This is a genomic window from Pseudomonas sp. HB05 (assembly GCF_016756915.1).
GTDB lineage: Bacteria > Pseudomonadota > Gammaproteobacteria > Pseudomonadales > Pseudomonadaceae > Aquipseudomonas > Aquipseudomonas alvandae.
In genome coordinates this window covers 270,257-285,775 of sequence record NZ_JAESPG010000004.1, presented here as the reverse complement: position 1 = coordinate 285,775, position 15,519 = coordinate 270,257, and the positions used below count along the sequence as shown (strand labels likewise).

Below are 15,519 nucleotides of genomic sequence, written 5' to 3'. Positions count from 1 at the left end.
CTCCCACACATTGATCGGTGTGCGCCCCACCCTGTGGGAGCGAGCTTGCTCGCGATGACGGACTTACAGGCGTCAGCTCTCTGGAGTCGGTCACTCTGCTACCATGTCGCGCATTCGCCCCCGCTGTGACGACGTCCGCCAATGCCCGATGCTTCCCGCTCCGCCTCTTTGCCTGAACTGACCACCTTGTTCACCACGGTGCGCCAGCATTTTCACGACGTGATCGTGCCAATGTGGCAAGGCCCGGGCTGGAATGCCGAACTGGCGTTGCCCTATGAATCCCTCGATGCGGAACGCGCGCCGCTACCGCCCCAGCGCTACCGCGCCATGGCCTGTGCGCGGCAGTTGTATGTGTTCGCCAGCCTGATTGGCGAAGTGCCACGGGCCGAGGAACGGGCAAGCGCACTGTTCCGCTCGCTGCAGCGACATTTCCACGATGCCGAGCATGGCGGCTGGTTCTACAGCATCGACCCGCAAGGTGCGCCGCTGGACACCGGCAAAGACCTCTACACCCACGCATTCATCCTGTTCGCCTGCGCCCACTACTGGGGCAAGGTTCGCGAGCCGTTGGTGGAATCGACGTTGAACGCCGCGCTGGAAGTGATCACCCGACGTTTCGCCACTGGCGACGGCCTGTACGAAGCCAGCCTTGGACGAGACTGGTCGACCTGCCAATCCGGCCCCCTGCAGAATCCGCTGATGCACTTGGCTGAAGGCTTCCTTGCGGTCCTTTCGGTGCGCGACGACGCCCATGTCCGCCAAGCCTTGCTGAACCTGTGTGACGCCATGTCCAGGCAGTTCGTGGACCCCGGGCAGAAGGTCATGATGGAAAAACCGCTCAAGGCTGTGGATAACTGGTTCGAGCCGGGCCACCAGTTCGAATGGTATTTCCTGCTGGCGTCATCGCCCTTGTTGCGCGGCGGCAAACTGCACGCGGCGCTGGAGTTCAGCTTCAGCCTTACTGAAGAACAAGGTGTCGATCCGGATTGCGGCGCCGTCTGTGCGATGCTGGGCCTGGCGCCGCAGACAACCCCACGTGACGCCACTCAACGCATCTGGGCCCAGGCGGAATACCTGCGGGCATTGACGTTGCGTTCGGGGAGCGACAGCGCCTTGCTGCGACAGCTGCAAGCGTTGCAGCAGCATTTCCTGCATCCCCGTGGCTGGAATGAATGCCTCGACGCCGATGGCAATGTCAGTCGCCGGGACATGCCTTCGACCACCCCCTATCATCTTCTGACCTGCTATCGCGGCCTGGCCGACTACCTGGCGTAACACGTTCCGTGGCGAGGGAGCTTGCTCCCGCTGGGCCGCGTGGCGGTCCCAAAAAGCTTACGACTGCTTCGCAGCCGAGCGGGAGCAAGCTCCCTCGCCACAACAGCTCATGATTTCCAGCTCAGGTACGTCAGCGGTCAGGCCTTGTTGCGCTCAATGGCGAACCCGGCCCAGGTCTGGCTCACCGGCATCAGCTCCAGGCTGTTGATGTTGATGTGCGCCGGCGTGTTGAGTACCCAGAAAATCGTATCGGCGATGTCCTGTGGCTGGATCGGCTCCGCGCCCGCGTAAGTCGCGTTGTAGCGCTCCTGGTCGCCGCCAAAGCGCACCAGGGAAAACTCACTCTCGCACAGGCCCGGCTCGATGTTGCTCACCCGCACGCCCGTGCCCTGCAAATCGCAGCGCAGGTTGAGGGAGAACTGCTTGACGAACGCCTTGCTCGCGCCGTACACGTGGCTGCCCGGATACGGGTAGTTGCCGGCAATGGAGCCCAGGTTGACGATCCCGGCCCCACGGCCATGGGCGATCAGGCGCGGCAGCAGCAGGCGCGTGCTGTAGATCAGGCCTTTGACGTTGGTATCGACCATGGTGTCCCAATCGTCGAGGTCGCACTTGGGCGCCGGGTCGACGCCCAAGGCCAGGCCCGCATTGTTGATCAGCCCGCGCAGTTTGGCGAAGGATGGCGGCAGGTTGGCGATGGCCTCTTCCATGGCCTTGCGATCCCGCACATCCAATACCAGGCCATGGACTTCGGTCTGCTTCGACAGCTCGGCACAGAGGGCATCGAGGCGCTCTTCACGACGGCCGGTCAGCACCAGCTTCCAACCCGCCTCGGCAAAACGACGGGCACAGGCCTCACCAAAACCGGACGTCGCGCCAGTGATAAACAGGGTGTCAGACATCGTGTTCTCCTTGCTTGGGCTTCAAACAGCCATTGAATGGAAATCGGCCCACAGCATGCCCGGCCTGGCCCGCCAGGGGCAAGGCTTGATCAATCGCTTTAGCGCCTTGCTGTTCAAAAAACGATCAACCAGGGCCAGGCCTTGTCCAGCAAGGGCCGCAGCGGATTGCCCGCACGTTATCCACAGGCACGTCCACAGTAATCGGGGGCAACTGCAAATGCTGGAAGCCGCTGTGCATAAGGCTTTGCGGCGGTTTCGGAAAGTTTTTTCGCTTGACCTGGCAAGTAAGGTTGTGCGGCACGAGTTATCTGCTATAAGCCTGCGCTCAATGCTAGATGGCTCCAAGCCAGTAAAGACGGCACTCAGCGAGGTCTTTCCAGAGTTTAATCACAGACTTATCCACAGCCCTGCCCGCAGACTTTCAATCCCATTTCCCTGCTCATAAAACTGTTGACAACAGCTACTCTCGCTTGACCAAAAACACCTGATCAAAAAACGATCACAGCCTTGAAAGCCACGTATTCAAAGGCCTCCAGCCAGCTACTCCCACGTTATTCACAGCCAGCTCCACAGCAAACGGGGACAAGTCAAAACCGTGACAAAACAACTATTTGCGGCGACTTTATGTCGCGGTTTCGCAGGGGGCTGGGATTGTTGTCCACAATTCTGAGAACTGTATAAATTCCCTGTGGGAGCGAGCTTGCTCGCGATGGCGGTAGGTCAGCCGACATTGACGTTGACTGAACCGCCGCTATCGCGGGCAAGCTCGCTCCCACAGAGGGTTGGTGGTGTTTGGGAGGGATAAAAAAACCGGCGATTCACTCGCCGGTTTTTTTATTGCTTCAACCGTCCTAATGCCCGCCCAGATACGCGTTGCGCACCTCTTCGTTGGCCAGCAGTTCCTTGCCGGTGCCGGTCAGGCGGATTTCGCCGTTGACCATCACATAGGCCCGATCCGACAACTTGAGCGCATGGTTGGCGTTCTGCTCCACCAGGAAGATAGTCATCCCGGTGGACGCCAGTTCACGCAGGGTCGCGAAGATCTGCTTTACCACGATCGGCGCCAGCCCCAGGCTTGGCTCATCGAGCAGCAGCAACTTCGGCCGGCTCATCAACGCCCGGGCAATGGCGAGCATCTGCTGCTCGCCGCCGGACATGGTCATGGCCCGCTGGTTGCGTCGTTCCTTGAGGCGTGGGAACAATTCGAACATGCGCTGCATGTCTTCGTTGGCGTATTTGTCACCGATGGGAATGGTGCCCATCAGCAGGTTTTCCTCGACCGTCATGTCCGGGAATACCCGCCGCCCTTCCGGCGATTGCGCGATGCCGTTGGAGGCAATGTAGTGCGACGATTTGTGGGTAATGTCCACGCCCTGGTAGATGATCTGCCCGCCCGCCGCCCGCGGCTGGCCGAAGATCGACATCAACAGCGTGGATTTGCCGGCGCCGTTGGAGCCGATCAGGCTTACGGTCTCGCCTTCGCCAATGTGCATCGAGACTTTCTTCAGGGCCTGGATCGGCCCGTAGAACACGTCCAGCTCCTTGAGTTCGAGGATAGGTCCACTCATACCAGTTCCTCTTCATCGGCACCCAGGTAAGCCGCGATCACCTTCGGATCGTTGCGAATCGCCTCGGGACCGCCCTCGGCGATCACGTTGCCGTGGTCCAGCACCACGATGTGGTCGGAAATGCTCATTACCATGCCCATGTCGTGTTCGATCAGCACCACGGTCAGATCATGCTCGTCGCGCAGCAGCCGGATCATCGCGCTCAGCGCTTCGGTTTCCTGAGGGTTGAGGCCAGCCGCTGGTTCGTCGAGGCAGATGATCTGCGGACGGGTGCACATCGCCCGGGCGATTTCCAGACGGCGTTGCTGACCGTAGGAAAGCTCCCCGGCCAAGCGGTTGGCGCAATCCACCAGGTCCACCACCTCCAACCAATAGAAGGCATGGTCGAGGGCATCGCTTTCCGCCTTCCGGTAGCCCTTGGTATTGAGGATGCCCGCCACCAGGCTGCGGTTGACCCACATGTGCTGGGCCACCAGCAAGTTCTCCAGCACCGACATTTCCTTGAACAGGCGAATGTTCTGGAAGGTGCGCGCCAAACCGGCGCGATTCACCAGGTGGGTGCCACCGAACATTTTGTAGTACAGCCGGCTGGCAAAGGACCTCGGCGAGACGAAGTCGGTCGGGCGAAACGCTTCGCCCAGCAGCTTGATCACGTTGGTCTGTTCGCCACGCACGTTGAGCTCGATCTTGCCGCCCGAGGCCTTGTAGAAACCGGTCAGGCAGTTGAACACCGTGGTCTTGCCCGCGCCGTTGGGGCCGATCAGGGCGAAGATCGAGTTGCGCTTGACCTGCAGGCTGACATCGCTGAGGGCCTTGATGCCACCGAACTGCATCATCAGGTTTTCAACTTTGAGTACGACTTCGCTCATGGCGCTACCCCCTTGCGCGGCGTCACACCGGTACGGCTGATACGGATCAAGCCGCGTGGGCGCCAGATCATCATCAACACCATCAACACGCCGAACAGCAGCACCCGGTATTCAGAGAAGCTGCGCAAAAGCTCCGGTGCCACGGTGAGCACAAACGCGGCAATCACCACGCCGACCGTCGAGCCCATGCCGCCCAGCACCACGATCGCCAAGATCAACGCCGACTCGAAGAAGGTGAACGAAGACGGGTTGACGAAGCCCTGGTAACTGGCGAAGAACACCCCGGCCAGGCCAGCCGTGGACGCGCCGATGGTAAAGGCCGAGAGCTTGACCAGCACATGGTTCAGGCCCATGGAGCGGCAGGCGATCTCATCTTCGCGCAAGGCTTCCCAGGCGCGACCGACCGGCATGCGAGTAAGGCGATGCTTGATATAGAGCACCAGCAGCACGGTGATGAACAGCACAATGTAGATGAACAGGAATTTGATGTTGGGGTTGTAGTCGAGGCCGAAGAACTCATGGAACGGCACCCCGCCGTCCTTCGCGCGCCTGCCGAATTCCAGGCCCATGAATGTTGGCGAAGGCACCGGCATGCCATTCGGCCCGCCGGTGAACGACAGCCAGTTGTTCAGCACCAGCCGGATGATCTCGCCGAAGCCCAGGGTCACGATGGCCAGGTAGTCACCGTGCATTCGCAACACCGGGAAGCCCAATATGCACCCGGCCATCGCCGCTGCGATGGCCGCCAATGGCAATACGGTCCAGAAACCCAGGCCCAGGTATTGGTAGCCCAGCGCAAGACCATAGGCACCGATGGCATAGAACGCCACATAACCCAGGTCGAGCAGCCCGGCCAGGCCGACCACGATGTTCAAGCCCAGGCCGAGCAGCACGTAGATCAGTCCGAGGATGACCACCGTGAGCACGTACTTGTTGGCGAAGAACGGAAACACGATGGCAATCACGATGAGCGCCGGGATGATCCAGCGCAGCCGCGACTTGTAGTCCGGTGGCAGCACATGCACGCCGGATCCGGTGCTCTCGAACCCCTGGAGAATCTTCAGTCCCTTGGGGGTCTGCAGGAACAGGCTCAGGGCAAAGCGCCCGACCATCACGATCGCCACCAGCCAGCCCACGCGGGCCGGTTGCAGGTTGAAACTGTAGCCGTCGAGCACGACGCCGACGATCGGCCCGAACACGATCAGCGAGATCAAGCCGGCCAGGATCGCGTCGATGACACTCTTTTTGATATCAAGCGGTTTATTGGCAGCAGACATACTTACACCTTCGCCACGAGTGGGCGACCCAACAGGCCTTGGGGACGGAAAATCAGAATCAGCACCAGCAGCGAGAAACTGAACACGTCTTTGTAGTCGGAGTTGATCAGACCGGAGAACAGCGACTCGGAGATCCCGAGGATGATCCCGCCGAGCATCGCCCCAGGCAGGGAGCCGATGCCGCCGAGTACCGCCGCGGTGAACGCCTTGATGCCAATGATGAAACCGGCATAGAAGTCGAACGTGCCGTAGTTCATGGTGATCAGCACACCGGCGAGGGCCGCCATGGCTGCACCGATGATGAACACGTAGGAAATCACCCGGTCGGTGTTGATCCCGAGGATCGAGGCCATCTTGCGGTCTTGCTGGGTGGCGCGGCACATGCGGCCGAGCTTGGTGTACTTGATGATGTAGGTCAGCAGCGCCATGCCGGCGAATGCGGCGACCAGGATGAAGATCTTGGTGTAGGTGAGCTGTACGAAACCGCTGCCGATGTCGACGCGCATGGCGCCTTCAAGCAGCGTTGGTACACCCTGCTGGCGGGCGCCCTGGCTGATCTGTGCGTAGTTCTGCAGGATCAGCGAGATGCCGATGGCGCTGATCAGCGGTGCCAGGCGGGTTGAGTTGCGCAGGGGTTTGTAGGCGACGCGTTCGATGACCCAGCCGTATACCCCGGTGACCACGACCGTGAACACGAGGGTGCCGAGGATCATTAGCGGAAAGGATTCAATACCGAAGTAAGCCAGCAGAGCCAGACTGATTGCCGCGAGGTAAGCGGAAATCATGTAAACCTCGCCGTGGGCGAAGTTGATCATGCCGATGATGCCGTAGACCATTGTGTAGCCGATGGCGATCAGACCATAGACCGACCCGAGGGTCAGGCCATTGATCAGTTGCTGCAGGAAAATACCATCCATAACGCAATCTCACGCAGTGAGAACCTGCACACCCAAGGGCGCGCGGTTCTTCTAAGGAAAATACAGATTTACGTCGGAGCAATGTCAGGCGCGACCGGCACGCGCCCCTGGGAAACCGGGAAATGCCCGGCCTCCAGAGGGGCTTGGACGGTCGCTTCAGCCCTTACTTCTGTTTTTCCAACTGGTGGTATTTGCCTTCCTTGTCCCACTGGTAGACCACGTAGTCGGAGACTTTCAGGTCGCCCTTGGCATCCCAGGTTTTTTCGCCCATGACGGTTTTCACCGGGTTGGCTTTCAGCCACTTGGCAGCGTCTTCGCCCTTGTTGGACTTGGCGCCGTTGAAGCCGGCGGCCAGGGCCTGGACCGACGCGTAGGCGTACAGGGTGTAGCCTTCAGGCTCGACGCCCTGGGCACGGAACGCGTCCACCACAGCCTTGCTGTCCGGCAGCAGGCGTGGGTCGGCGCCGAAGGTCATGTACACGCCATCGACGTATTGCGCGCCGCCAGCGGTGGTGACCAGTTCGTCGGTGACGATGCCGTCATCGGACATGAACTTCACGTCCTTGAGGCCTTGCTCGCGCAACTGGCGAACCAGCGGGCCGGCTTCCGGATGCAGGCCGCCGAAGTAGACCACGTCGGCACCAGCCGAACGGATCTTGGTGACCACTGCGCTGAAGTCTTTCTCGCCACGAGTCAGGCCTTCGTACAGCACCGGGTTCACGCCGCGCTTGGCCAGTTGCGCCTTGGTGGCATCCGCCAGGCCTTGGCCGTAGGTGTCCTTGTCGTGCAGCACGACGACTTTCTTGCCCTTGAGCACGTCGACGATGTAGTCGCCAGCCACGATGCCTTGCTGGTCGTCACGACCGCACATGCGGAACATCGCGCTCAGGCCACGCTCGGTCACGGCCGGGTTGGTCGAACCGGGGGTCATGGCAATGATGCCGGCTTCGTCATAGACCTCGGAGGCCGGGATGGTGTTGGACGAGCAGAAGTGCCCAACCACACCGATTACCTTGTCCTGGTCAACCAGGCGGTTGGCCACGGCCACGGCCTGCTTGGGTTCGCAGGCGTCGTCACCGGCAACCAGTACAATCTTCTCACCGTTGATGCCGCCCGCTTTGTTGATGACATCGGCCGCTGCCTGCGCACCTTTCATGTACTGCTCGCCAAACGCAGCGTTGGCACCGGTCATCGGCCCCGCCACACCCAATTTCACATCAGCTTGAGCAAACGCAGAAACACCCAGCGCAGTTGCCACTGCGAGGGCCAGGAAACCTTTCTTGTAAAACGTCTGGGACATGAGGTGGTGCTCCAAGGTTTTTTTTAGTTGGCACTGCGACTTCACTTCACTGAAAAGCTCAGAGCAAGGGCCGTGCCATCGGTTTTTTATTCTGAAAAAAGTCGCTGCTTTATTGTTATTTCGACTGTTTCGGGCCCTTTTTCACAGGGCGTGCAACCGTCTAAACCGCACGAGGTGCAACCTTATTTACAAGTAGGTGAAACCCTCCATGAGCCATCATTGCAACCGCTGCGCGAAACGGCGTGCAACCACTGTGTAACAACCGGCGTCACCGAACTGCACACTGTCGGTGCAGGGCTGCTACAACCCGCACCATAACAGGCTAGACGCTGGGCGGGAAAACGCCGCAGACCGTAACACTTTTCAACAATCAGATGACGATCCGCAAGCACTGGCCCGCGTGATACAGCGAAAAGCCGGCCTCATAGAGGCAACTGCGCAAGCCAACCCCGACCAAAGGCTGCATGGGCGCGAAGGGAATCGGCAAGGCCTTGGCGTCGCCATGGCACAGGTAATCGGCAAAGGCCTTGCCGACCACGGTGCCGGTGGTCACTCCCCGGCCGTTGTAGCCAGTAACGGCCACTAGGCCGGGCGCCGGCTCGAACAGGCGCATCAGGTGATCGGGGGTAAAGGCAATGCAACCGGTCCAGGTGCATTCCCACTCCACCGACTTGAGATAAGGGAAATAGTGCTGCTGCACCCGATCGGCCCAAGCCTTGAGGAACCAGGTGGGCTTGCGATTGCCGTTGCCCAGGCTGCCCAGCAGCAAACGACCGTCCTTGTCCCGGCGAATGCTGCTCAACACCTGGCGGGTGTCCCAGGAGCCCTGCCCGCCCGGCAGGATGCGGCGGGCGGCCTCGTCGTCCAGCGGCACCGAGGCAACCTGGTAGTAATAGCCGGGGAAGAAGTTACGCCGCAGTTCGGTCCAGTCGCCCTCGGTGTAGGCGTTGGAGGCGACCACGACTTGCTCGGCCAGCACCGAACCCTCGGCGGTCTGCACCGACCAGCGTTGGCCTTGGCGTTCCAGCCGCGTGACAGGCGAGTGATCGAACATCTGGGCGCCATGATCCTTGGCAGCCTTGGCCAATCCACTGGCATAGGCCATCGGATTGAGCGTGCCGGCCCGTCGGTCAAGCAGCGCGGCGGCGATCTTGTCGGTGCCGGTGGCATCGGCACAGGCTTGACCCGTGAGCAATTCAACCGGGGCGCCACGGCGTTTCCACTGTTCCTCGCGGCTGCGCAGGTCCGCCTCGCCCCGGGCGTTATGGGCCATGTGCAAGGTGCCTTCGCGGCGCAGTTGGCAATCGATGTCGTACTTGTCGACGAGGCTGAAAACCAACGCCGGCGCGGCGCCCAGCATACGGTTGAGTTGGCTGCCCACCGCCTCGCCGAACCCGGCTTCAATGTCGTCCGGCGGGATCCACATCCCGGCGTTCACCAGCCCGACGTTGCGCCCCGACCCACCGTGCCCGGCCCGATGCGCCTCCACCACCGCGACACGCTTGCCCTGCTCCAGCAAATGCACCGCCGCCGACAGCCCGGTGAAGCCGGCGCCGATGATGCAGACATCCACCGTGACCTCGCCGGTGAGCGCAGCGTTTTCAGGCCTTTGTGGCGTCAGTTTTTCCCACAGACACTCTTCGCGTAACGGCATTGCCAGACTCCGAAATGAAACCCAACCACTGCACATATCTCATTGTGGGAGCGAGCTTGCTCGCGATGGTGGCAGATCAGTCACATCAGAAGCGACTGGCACACCGCTATCGCGAGCAAGCTCGCTCCCACAGGGACACACTTCGTTGACTGGTTCTCAGTCGAACGTAATCCCCTGCGCCAACGGCAATTCCAGCGAGTAGTTCACGGTGTTGGTCTGGCGGCGCATGTAGCCGCGCCATGCATCGGAGCCGGATTCGCGACCGCCGCCGGTTTCCTTTTCGCCACCGAAGGCGCCGCCGATTTCCGCGCCGCTCGGGCCGATGTTGACGTTGGCGATGCCGCAGTCGCTGCCCACCGCCGACATAAACTGCTCGGCTTCACGCACGTCGGTGGTGAAGATGCATGACGACAGGCCTTGGGGCACGGAGTTGTTCAGGTGCAGCGCTTCGGCGAAATCCTTGTAGCCGACCACATAAAGGATCGGCGCGAAGGTTTCGTGGCGCACCACGTCGCTCTGCTCCGGCATCTCGACGATGGCGGGCGAGACGTAATAGGCATTCGGGAACTGGGCTTCGAGCTGGCGCTTGCCACCGAACACCCGCCCGCCCTCGCTCAGCGCCTGCTCCAGCGCGTCCTGCATGTTCTCGAAACTTTGCTTGTCGATCAGCGGCCCCACCAGGTTGCCTTCCAGTGGATGACCGATGCGCACCTTGGAATAGGCGGCCTTGAGGCGGGTGACGATTTCTTCCTTCACCGACTCATGGGCGATCAGCCGGCGCAAAGTGGTGCAACGCTGCCCGGCAGTGCCGACGGCGCTGAACAGGATGGCGCGCACGGCCATGTCCAGGTCAGCGCTCGGGGCCAGGATCATGGCGTTGTTACCGCCCAGCTCGAGGATGCTGCGGGCGAAACGCGCCGCGACTTTCGGCGCCACTTCGCGCCCCATGCGAGTACTGCCGGTGGCGCTGATCAACGCCACGCGCGGGTCGTCGACCAAGGCTTCGCCGGCATCGCGGCCGCCGATGATCACTTGGCTCAGGTACGGCGGCGCATCACTGAAATTGTTCAGCACGCGCTCGAACAGCGCCTGGCACGCCAGGGCGGTCAGCGGCGTCTTTTCCGAAGGCTTCCAGATCACCGAGTTGCCGCAGACCAGGGCCAGCGTGGTGTTCCAGGCCCAGACCGCCACAGGGAAGTTGAAGGCGCTGATCACACCGACCACGCCCAACGGGTGCCAGGTTTCACGCATGTGATGCCCAGGACGTTCGGACGCGATGGTCAGGCCGTATAACTGGCGCGACAGGCCGACGGCGAAATCGCAGATGTCGATCATCTCCTGCACTTCGCCCAGGCCTTCCTGGGTGATCTTGCCCGCTTCCCACGACACCAGCTCGCCGAGGTCGGCCTTGTATTCACGCAGCAGGTCGCCGAACTGGCGCACCAACTCGCCACGACGGGGCGCCGGCACCTTGCGCCACAGGTCGAACGCATGCTCGGCCCGACTGACCTGCTGCTCGACTTCAGCAGCGCCTTCCCAGCTCACCGCACCGATGCGACTGCCATCGATGGGCGAATGCACAGGCTGTGTGCCGTTCTGGTACAGGGCCGGGGCGACGCCGAGACGATCAAGCAATGCAGCAATCATGGGGAAATTCCTCAAGCGAAAGACAATGGGTTGGCAGCCGGATGAACACGGCTGATCAGACCTGTAGTTGTAGCTGGCCCGAGACTTGCCAACAAACGACCTTTAAGCGAGATATCATTCCGTTTATTCATGCTGACCTGATCACGGGACAAGCAGAGCGACCAGAACCAAGGCCCCGTCATGCTCAATAAACGTTATTTGCCGTCGATTACAGCATTGCAGTGCTTCGAAGCAGTGACCCGCCACCTGAGCTTCACCCGCGCCGCCGAAGAGCTGAACTTGACCCAGAGCGCCGTCAGCAAACAGGTCGCGCAGCTGGAAGAGCTACTGCAGCACCTCCTGTTCCGGCGCGTGCGTCGACGCTTGCAGCTGACGCCTGCTGGGGATCTGTATTTGGGCGAAGTACGAAAAATCCTCACCCAAGTGGAGATGTCGACTCATTACTTGCGATCCTACGGAGGCGACACCGAAGTACTACGAGTCTCCACGCCGCCGACATTTGGAGCCCGCTGGCTGGTCCCTCGCCTCAAGGGTTGGCGCCTGCGTCATCCGAGCATTCACTTGGATCTCTGCAGCGAGCAGGAGGCCGACGACTTGCAGCAGGGGCGCAGCGACCTGGCGTTCTATTTCGGCCAGGCCTCACGGCCCGGGACTGAGTCCTTGAAGCTGTTCGGCGAAGAACTGGTGCCCGTCTGCGCACCGGGCAGCCTGCCGGAGCAGCCTTTCACCGATCCTACGCAACTGGCCGACCTGGTCCTGTTGCAAAACGCCTCGCGACCCCAGGCCTGGCACGACTGGTTCGATGACCAGGGCTACCACACCGAACACAGCTACCATGGGCCGCGCTTCGAAACCTTTTACATGTGCATCCGCGCCGCCCAGGTCGGCTGCGGCGTTGCGTTGCTGCCGAGGTTCCTGGTGGAGGAAGAACTGGCCGACGGAAAACTGGTCATCCCCTGGCAACATGCGATGCCCAGCACCAACGCCTATTACCTGGCGTATCCGGAACATTCGGCGGAGGTGCCCAAGGTGCGGCTTTTTGTGGAATGGATGCTTGAGCAGATCGAAAATGCTGATGCATCGCAATAGACGCCTCGCCACAAAAAAACACTGGCAATACCTATGAGGGTTATGCGCCACTAGCCCTTTCACCATGAACTGCCGTGCCGCTGCCGCCGCAGCTACTTGTCTGGAGATTGCCGTTATGAGCGAGAGCGTGTTTGCCGATCGCATCGTGCAGAACCTGCTCGACACCGACTTCTACAAACTGACGATGATGCAGGCGGTGCTGCATAACTACCCTAACGTCGAAGTGGAATGGGAGTTTCGTTGCCGTAATAGCGAGGACCTGCGTCCGTACCTGGCGGAGATCCGCTTCCAGATCGAGCGCCTGGCCGAGCTGAGCCTGAGTGCAGACCAGTTGAGCTTCCTGGAGCGCATCAGCTTCATGAAACCGGATTTCCTGCGTTTCCTGGGCCTGTTTCGTTTCAACCTGCGCTACGTGCACACCGGCATCGAAAACGGTGAGTTGTTCATCCGTCTGCGCGGGCCGTGGTTGCATGTGATCCTGTTCGAAGTGCCATTGCTGTCCATCGTCAGCGAGGTGCGCAACCGCTATCGCTACCGTGAAATCGTGCTGGAGCAGGCGCGGGAACAGCTTTATCGCAAGTTCGACTGGCTGAGCGCCAACGCCAGCGCCGATGAACTATCCGAGCTACAAGTGGCCGACTTCGGTACCCGCCGTCGGTTCTCCTACCGAACCCAGGAAGAAGTGGTGAACGTGCTCAAGCACGACTTCCCCGGACGCTTCGTCGGCACCAGCAACGTGCATCTGTCCCGGGAGCTGGACATGAAACCCCTGGGTACCATGGCCCACGAGTGGATCATGGCCCATCAGCAACTGGGCCCTCGGCTGATCGACAGCCAGATCGCCGCGCTCGACTGCTGGGTCCGCGAATACCGAGGCCTGCTGGGCATCGCACTGACCGATTGCATCACCATGGACGCCTTCCTCAAGGACTTCGATCTGTTCTTCGCCAAGCTGTTCGACGGCTTGCGCCATGACTCGGGCGACCCGGTGATCTGGGCGGAAAAAGCCATCGCCCACTATCACCAGTTGGGCATCGACCCGATGAGCAAGACCCTGGTGTTCTCCGACAGCCTGACATTGCCCAAATGCCTGGAGATTTTTCGGGCGTTGCGTGGTCGCATTAATGTGAGCTTCGGTATCGGGACCAACCTGACCTGCGACATTCCAGGCGTGGAGCCCATGAGCATCGTGCTTAAAATGATCAGCTGTGACGGGCAACCCGTGGCCAAGATTTCAGACGAGCCCGGCAAGACCCACTGCAAGGACCCGAATTTCGTCGCCTATATGCGACATGTTTTCCAAGTACCTGCCGCCCTTACTGGCACATCAAGCAAGGAGTGAATTCATGCAAGCCGTACAGCGTGAGATAGCTGAACAGCTCAACGTCCAGCCACCGTTCGCCGATGACGCCGCCCTCAAGGCCGAAGTCGCTCGCCGGGTGAGCTTCATCCAGGATTGCCTCGTCAATTCAGGGCTCAAGAGCCTGGTGCTGGGTATCAGCGGCGGCGTTGATTCGTTGACCGCAGGCCTGTTGGCCCAACGTGCCGTGCGTGAGCTGCGGGAGAAAACCGGCAACGCGGCGTACAAGTTCATCGCCGTGCGCCTGCCGTATGAAACGCAGTTCGACGAGCACGAAGCCCAGGCTTGTGTCGATTTCATCGAGCCGGATGAGCGCCACACGGTAAACATCGGCCCGGCGGTCAAGGCGCTGGCCAAGGAAGTCCTCGCATTCGAAGGCAAGGGGCCCGGCTCGCGGGATTTCGTGCTGGGCAATACCAAGGCGCGGATGCGCATGGTCGCGCAATACACCATCGCCGGCGCCGAGCAAGGCCTGGTGATCGGCACCGACCATGCGGCTGAAGCGGTCATGGGTTTCTTCACCAAGTTCGGTGACGGCGCCTGCGACCTGGCCCCGCTGAGCGGGCTGGTGAAAAACCAGGTTCGGGCCATTGCCCGTGACTTTGGCGCGCCAGAATCATTGGTGGAAAAAGTCCCCACCGCCGACCTCGAAGACTTGTCGCCGGGCAAGCCGGACGAAGCTGCCCATGGCGTGACCTACGGCGAGATCGACGCGTTCCTGCACGGCCAACCGATCCGCGAAGAAGCCGCGAAGATTATTTGCGACACCTATCGCAAGACCGAGCACAAGCGCGTGATGCCGTACGCGCCGTAATCACCGCGACGGTGTGACAATCCCTGTGGGAGCGAGCCCGCTCGCGAAGGCGTCGCATCAGCGACATCATTGCTGACTGACACACCGCTTTCGCGAGCAGGCTCGCTCCCACAGGGGTCGATTTTTTGCCTGGTATGAAAAAAGCGCCCTGCATGGGGGCGCTTTTTTTGTGCCTGAAAATTGATTACTTCAGGGTAACCGTGCCTTTCATCATCGAGATATGGCCTGGGAACGAGCAGAAGAAACCGTACTTCTCGGAAGCGCTGAGTTTCGACACGTCGAAGGTCACCGAATCTTTCTCGCCGGCACCGATAATCTTGGTGTGGGCAATGATGCGGGCATCGCCTTCCTTGAGGTAGTTCTTGTCGATACCAGCGCCCAGGCCATCGGTGGCAATCGGCTGCATGTCAGCCTCTTTGCTCAGCACCCAGTTATGGCCCATGACATTCTTCGGCAAGCTGCCGGAGTGAGTCAGCTCAACGGTGAAGGTCTTGCAGCTCTTGTCGATCTCGATGGCCTTGGTGCTGAAGGACATCTGGTCGGTCGAATCGATGGTGGTCGTGCACTCCGCTGCCATCAGTTGGCTGCTAGCCAGCGTCAACAGGGATACTGCTACAAGTTTGGCGAACATCATGAATCTCCAAGGCATGGTTAACAAAATTCCGTCAAAGGGGAAGACTGCCTGATTTTCCGACAAGTTCCTATGACCTGTGTCAAAGATTGTATACAACTTAAGCCTATCAGCCTGATGGACAGAATCAACCAGCCATAAGTATGACGCGCCCCTATGATCAACCCCATCACCTACTGGAGCGATCGTCATGAACTTCAACAGCCTGTTGTGCAG

Annotated in this window: 13 protein-coding genes; 4 read left to right on the top strand and 9 right to left on the bottom strand. The window is 60.5% G+C overall.

What is annotated here, in order from left to right:
- Positions 1-141: 141 nt before the first annotated feature.
- Positions 142-1,275, top strand: coding sequence for an AGE family epimerase/isomerase (locus tag JMN22_RS06885; protein ID WP_198797204.1), 1,134 nt, complete (start codon positions 142-144; stop codon positions 1,273-1,275).
- Between the two features lie 137 nt (positions 1,276-1,412).
- On the opposite strand, the gene JMN22_RS06880 is transcribed toward JMN22_RS06885, so the two are convergent.
- The 8 genes from JMN22_RS06880 to amaB all read right to left on the bottom strand — a co-directional run bounded on the left by JMN22_RS06880 (position 1,413) and on the right by amaB (position 11,409).
- Entirely contained in the window at positions 1,413-2,177 is a 765-nt protein-coding gene (locus JMN22_RS06880; RefSeq protein ID WP_030140131.1) for an SDR family oxidoreductase, read from the bottom strand.
- Positions 2,178-3,028: 851 nt separating this feature from the next.
- On the bottom strand, positions 3,029-3,745 hold the full coding sequence (locus tag JMN22_RS06875) for an ABC transporter ATP-binding protein (protein ID WP_030140132.1): 717 nt from the start codon (positions 3,743-3,745) through the stop codon (positions 3,029-3,031).
- Positions 3,742-4,614: an ABC transporter ATP-binding protein gene (locus JMN22_RS06870; RefSeq protein WP_030140133.1), complete on the bottom strand. Its 873-nt coding sequence runs from the start codon at positions 4,612-4,614 to the stop codon at positions 3,742-3,744. Before JMN22_RS06870 ends, JMN22_RS06875 begins: the two co-directional genes overlap by 4 nt.
- Positions 4,611-5,891, bottom strand: a complete 1,281-nt coding sequence (gene livM / locus JMN22_RS06865; protein ID WP_030140134.1) for a high-affinity branched-chain amino acid ABC transporter permease LivM — start codon at positions 5,889-5,891, stop codon at positions 4,611-4,613. The genes JMN22_RS06870 and livM overlap by 4 nt, the downstream gene beginning before the upstream one ends.
- Before the next feature lie 2 nt (positions 5,892-5,893).
- A complete protein-coding gene (locus tag JMN22_RS06860) occupies positions 5,894-6,808 on the bottom strand; it encodes an ABC transporter permease subunit (RefSeq protein ID WP_042732182.1) in 915 nt (304 codons plus the stop codon).
- Between the two features lie 163 nt (positions 6,809-6,971).
- Positions 6,972-8,108: an ABC transporter substrate-binding protein gene (locus JMN22_RS06855; RefSeq protein ID WP_198797205.1), complete on the bottom strand. Its 1,137-nt coding sequence runs from the start codon at positions 8,106-8,108 to the stop codon at positions 6,972-6,974.
- A gap of 370 nt (positions 8,109-8,478) precedes the next feature.
- Complete coding sequence (gene amaA, locus JMN22_RS06850) at positions 8,479-9,762, bottom strand: L-pipecolate oxidase (protein WP_030140137.1); 1,284 nt, start codon at positions 9,760-9,762, stop codon at positions 8,479-8,481.
- A gap of 156 nt (positions 9,763-9,918) precedes the next feature.
- Complete coding sequence (gene amaB / locus JMN22_RS06845; RefSeq protein WP_030140138.1) at positions 9,919-11,409, bottom strand: L-piperidine-6-carboxylate dehydrogenase; 1,491 nt, start codon at positions 11,407-11,409, stop codon at positions 9,919-9,921.
- A 180-nt stretch (positions 11,410-11,589) separates the two neighbouring features.
- Between amaB and JMN22_RS06840 the strand changes: the two genes are divergently transcribed.
- From JMN22_RS06840 to nadE, 3 genes are all read left to right on the top strand, one after another.
- Complete coding sequence (locus JMN22_RS06840; RefSeq protein WP_198797206.1) at positions 11,590-12,498, top strand: LysR family transcriptional regulator; 909 nt, start codon at positions 11,590-11,592, stop codon at positions 12,496-12,498.
- A gap of 115 nt (positions 12,499-12,613) precedes the next feature.
- Complete coding sequence (pncB, locus tag JMN22_RS06835) at positions 12,614-13,840, top strand: nicotinate phosphoribosyltransferase (protein WP_030140140.1); 1,227 nt, start codon at positions 12,614-12,616, stop codon at positions 13,838-13,840.
- A 4-nt stretch (positions 13,841-13,844) separates the two neighbouring features.
- On the top strand, positions 13,845-14,672 hold the full coding sequence (gene nadE / locus JMN22_RS06830) for an ammonia-dependent NAD(+) synthetase (protein WP_030140141.1): 828 nt from the start codon (positions 13,845-13,847) through the stop codon (positions 14,670-14,672).
- 184 nt (positions 14,673-14,856) lie between these two features.
- Here the strand turns inward: nadE and azu are convergent, their stop codons facing one another.
- A complete protein-coding gene (gene azu, locus JMN22_RS06825; protein ID WP_030140142.1) occupies positions 14,857-15,303 on the bottom strand; it encodes an azurin in 447 nt (148 codons plus the stop codon).
- Positions 15,304-15,519: the final 216 nt, after the last annotated feature.

Coding starts and splice junctions, on each gene's coding strand:
- nadE (WP_030140141.1), top strand. CDS start 13,845: ATGCAAGCCGTACAGCGTGAGATAGCTGAACAGCTCAACGTCCAGCCA.
- azu (WP_030140142.1), bottom strand. CDS start 15,303: ATGTTCGCCAAACTTGTAGCAGTATCCCTGTTGACGCTGGCTAGCAGC.
- JMN22_RS06860 (WP_042732182.1), bottom strand. CDS start 6,808: ATGGATGGTATTTTCCTGCAGCAACTGATCAATGGCCTGACCCTCGGG.
- JMN22_RS06840 (WP_198797206.1), top strand. CDS start 11,590: ATGCTCAATAAACGTTATTTGCCGTCGATTACAGCATTGCAGTGCTTC.
- JMN22_RS06885 (WP_198797204.1), top strand. CDS start 142: ATGCCCGATGCTTCCCGCTCCGCCTCTTTGCCTGAACTGACCACCTTG.
- JMN22_RS06870 (WP_030140133.1), bottom strand. CDS start 4,614: ATGAGCGAAGTCGTACTCAAAGTTGAAAACCTGATGATGCAGTTCGGT.
- JMN22_RS06875 (WP_030140132.1), bottom strand. CDS start 3,745: ATGAGTGGACCTATCCTCGAACTCAAGGAGCTGGACGTGTTCTACGGG.
- JMN22_RS06880 (WP_030140131.1), bottom strand. CDS start 2,177: ATGTCTGACACCCTGTTTATCACTGGCGCGACGTCCGGTTTTGGTGAG.
- amaA (WP_030140137.1), bottom strand. CDS start 9,762: ATGCCGTTACGCGAAGAGTGTCTGTGGGAAAAACTGACGCCACAAAGG.
- JMN22_RS06855 (WP_198797205.1), bottom strand. CDS start 8,108: ATGTCCCAGACGTTTTACAAGAAAGGTTTCCTGGCCCTCGCAGTGGCA.
- pncB (WP_030140140.1), top strand. CDS start 12,614: ATGAGCGAGAGCGTGTTTGCCGATCGCATCGTGCAGAACCTGCTCGAC.
- amaB (WP_030140138.1), bottom strand. CDS start 11,409: ATGATTGCTGCATTGCTTGATCGTCTCGGCGTCGCCCCGGCCCTGTAC.
- livM (WP_030140134.1), bottom strand. CDS start 5,891: ATGTCTGCTGCCAATAAACCGCTTGATATCAAAAAGAGTGTCATCGAC.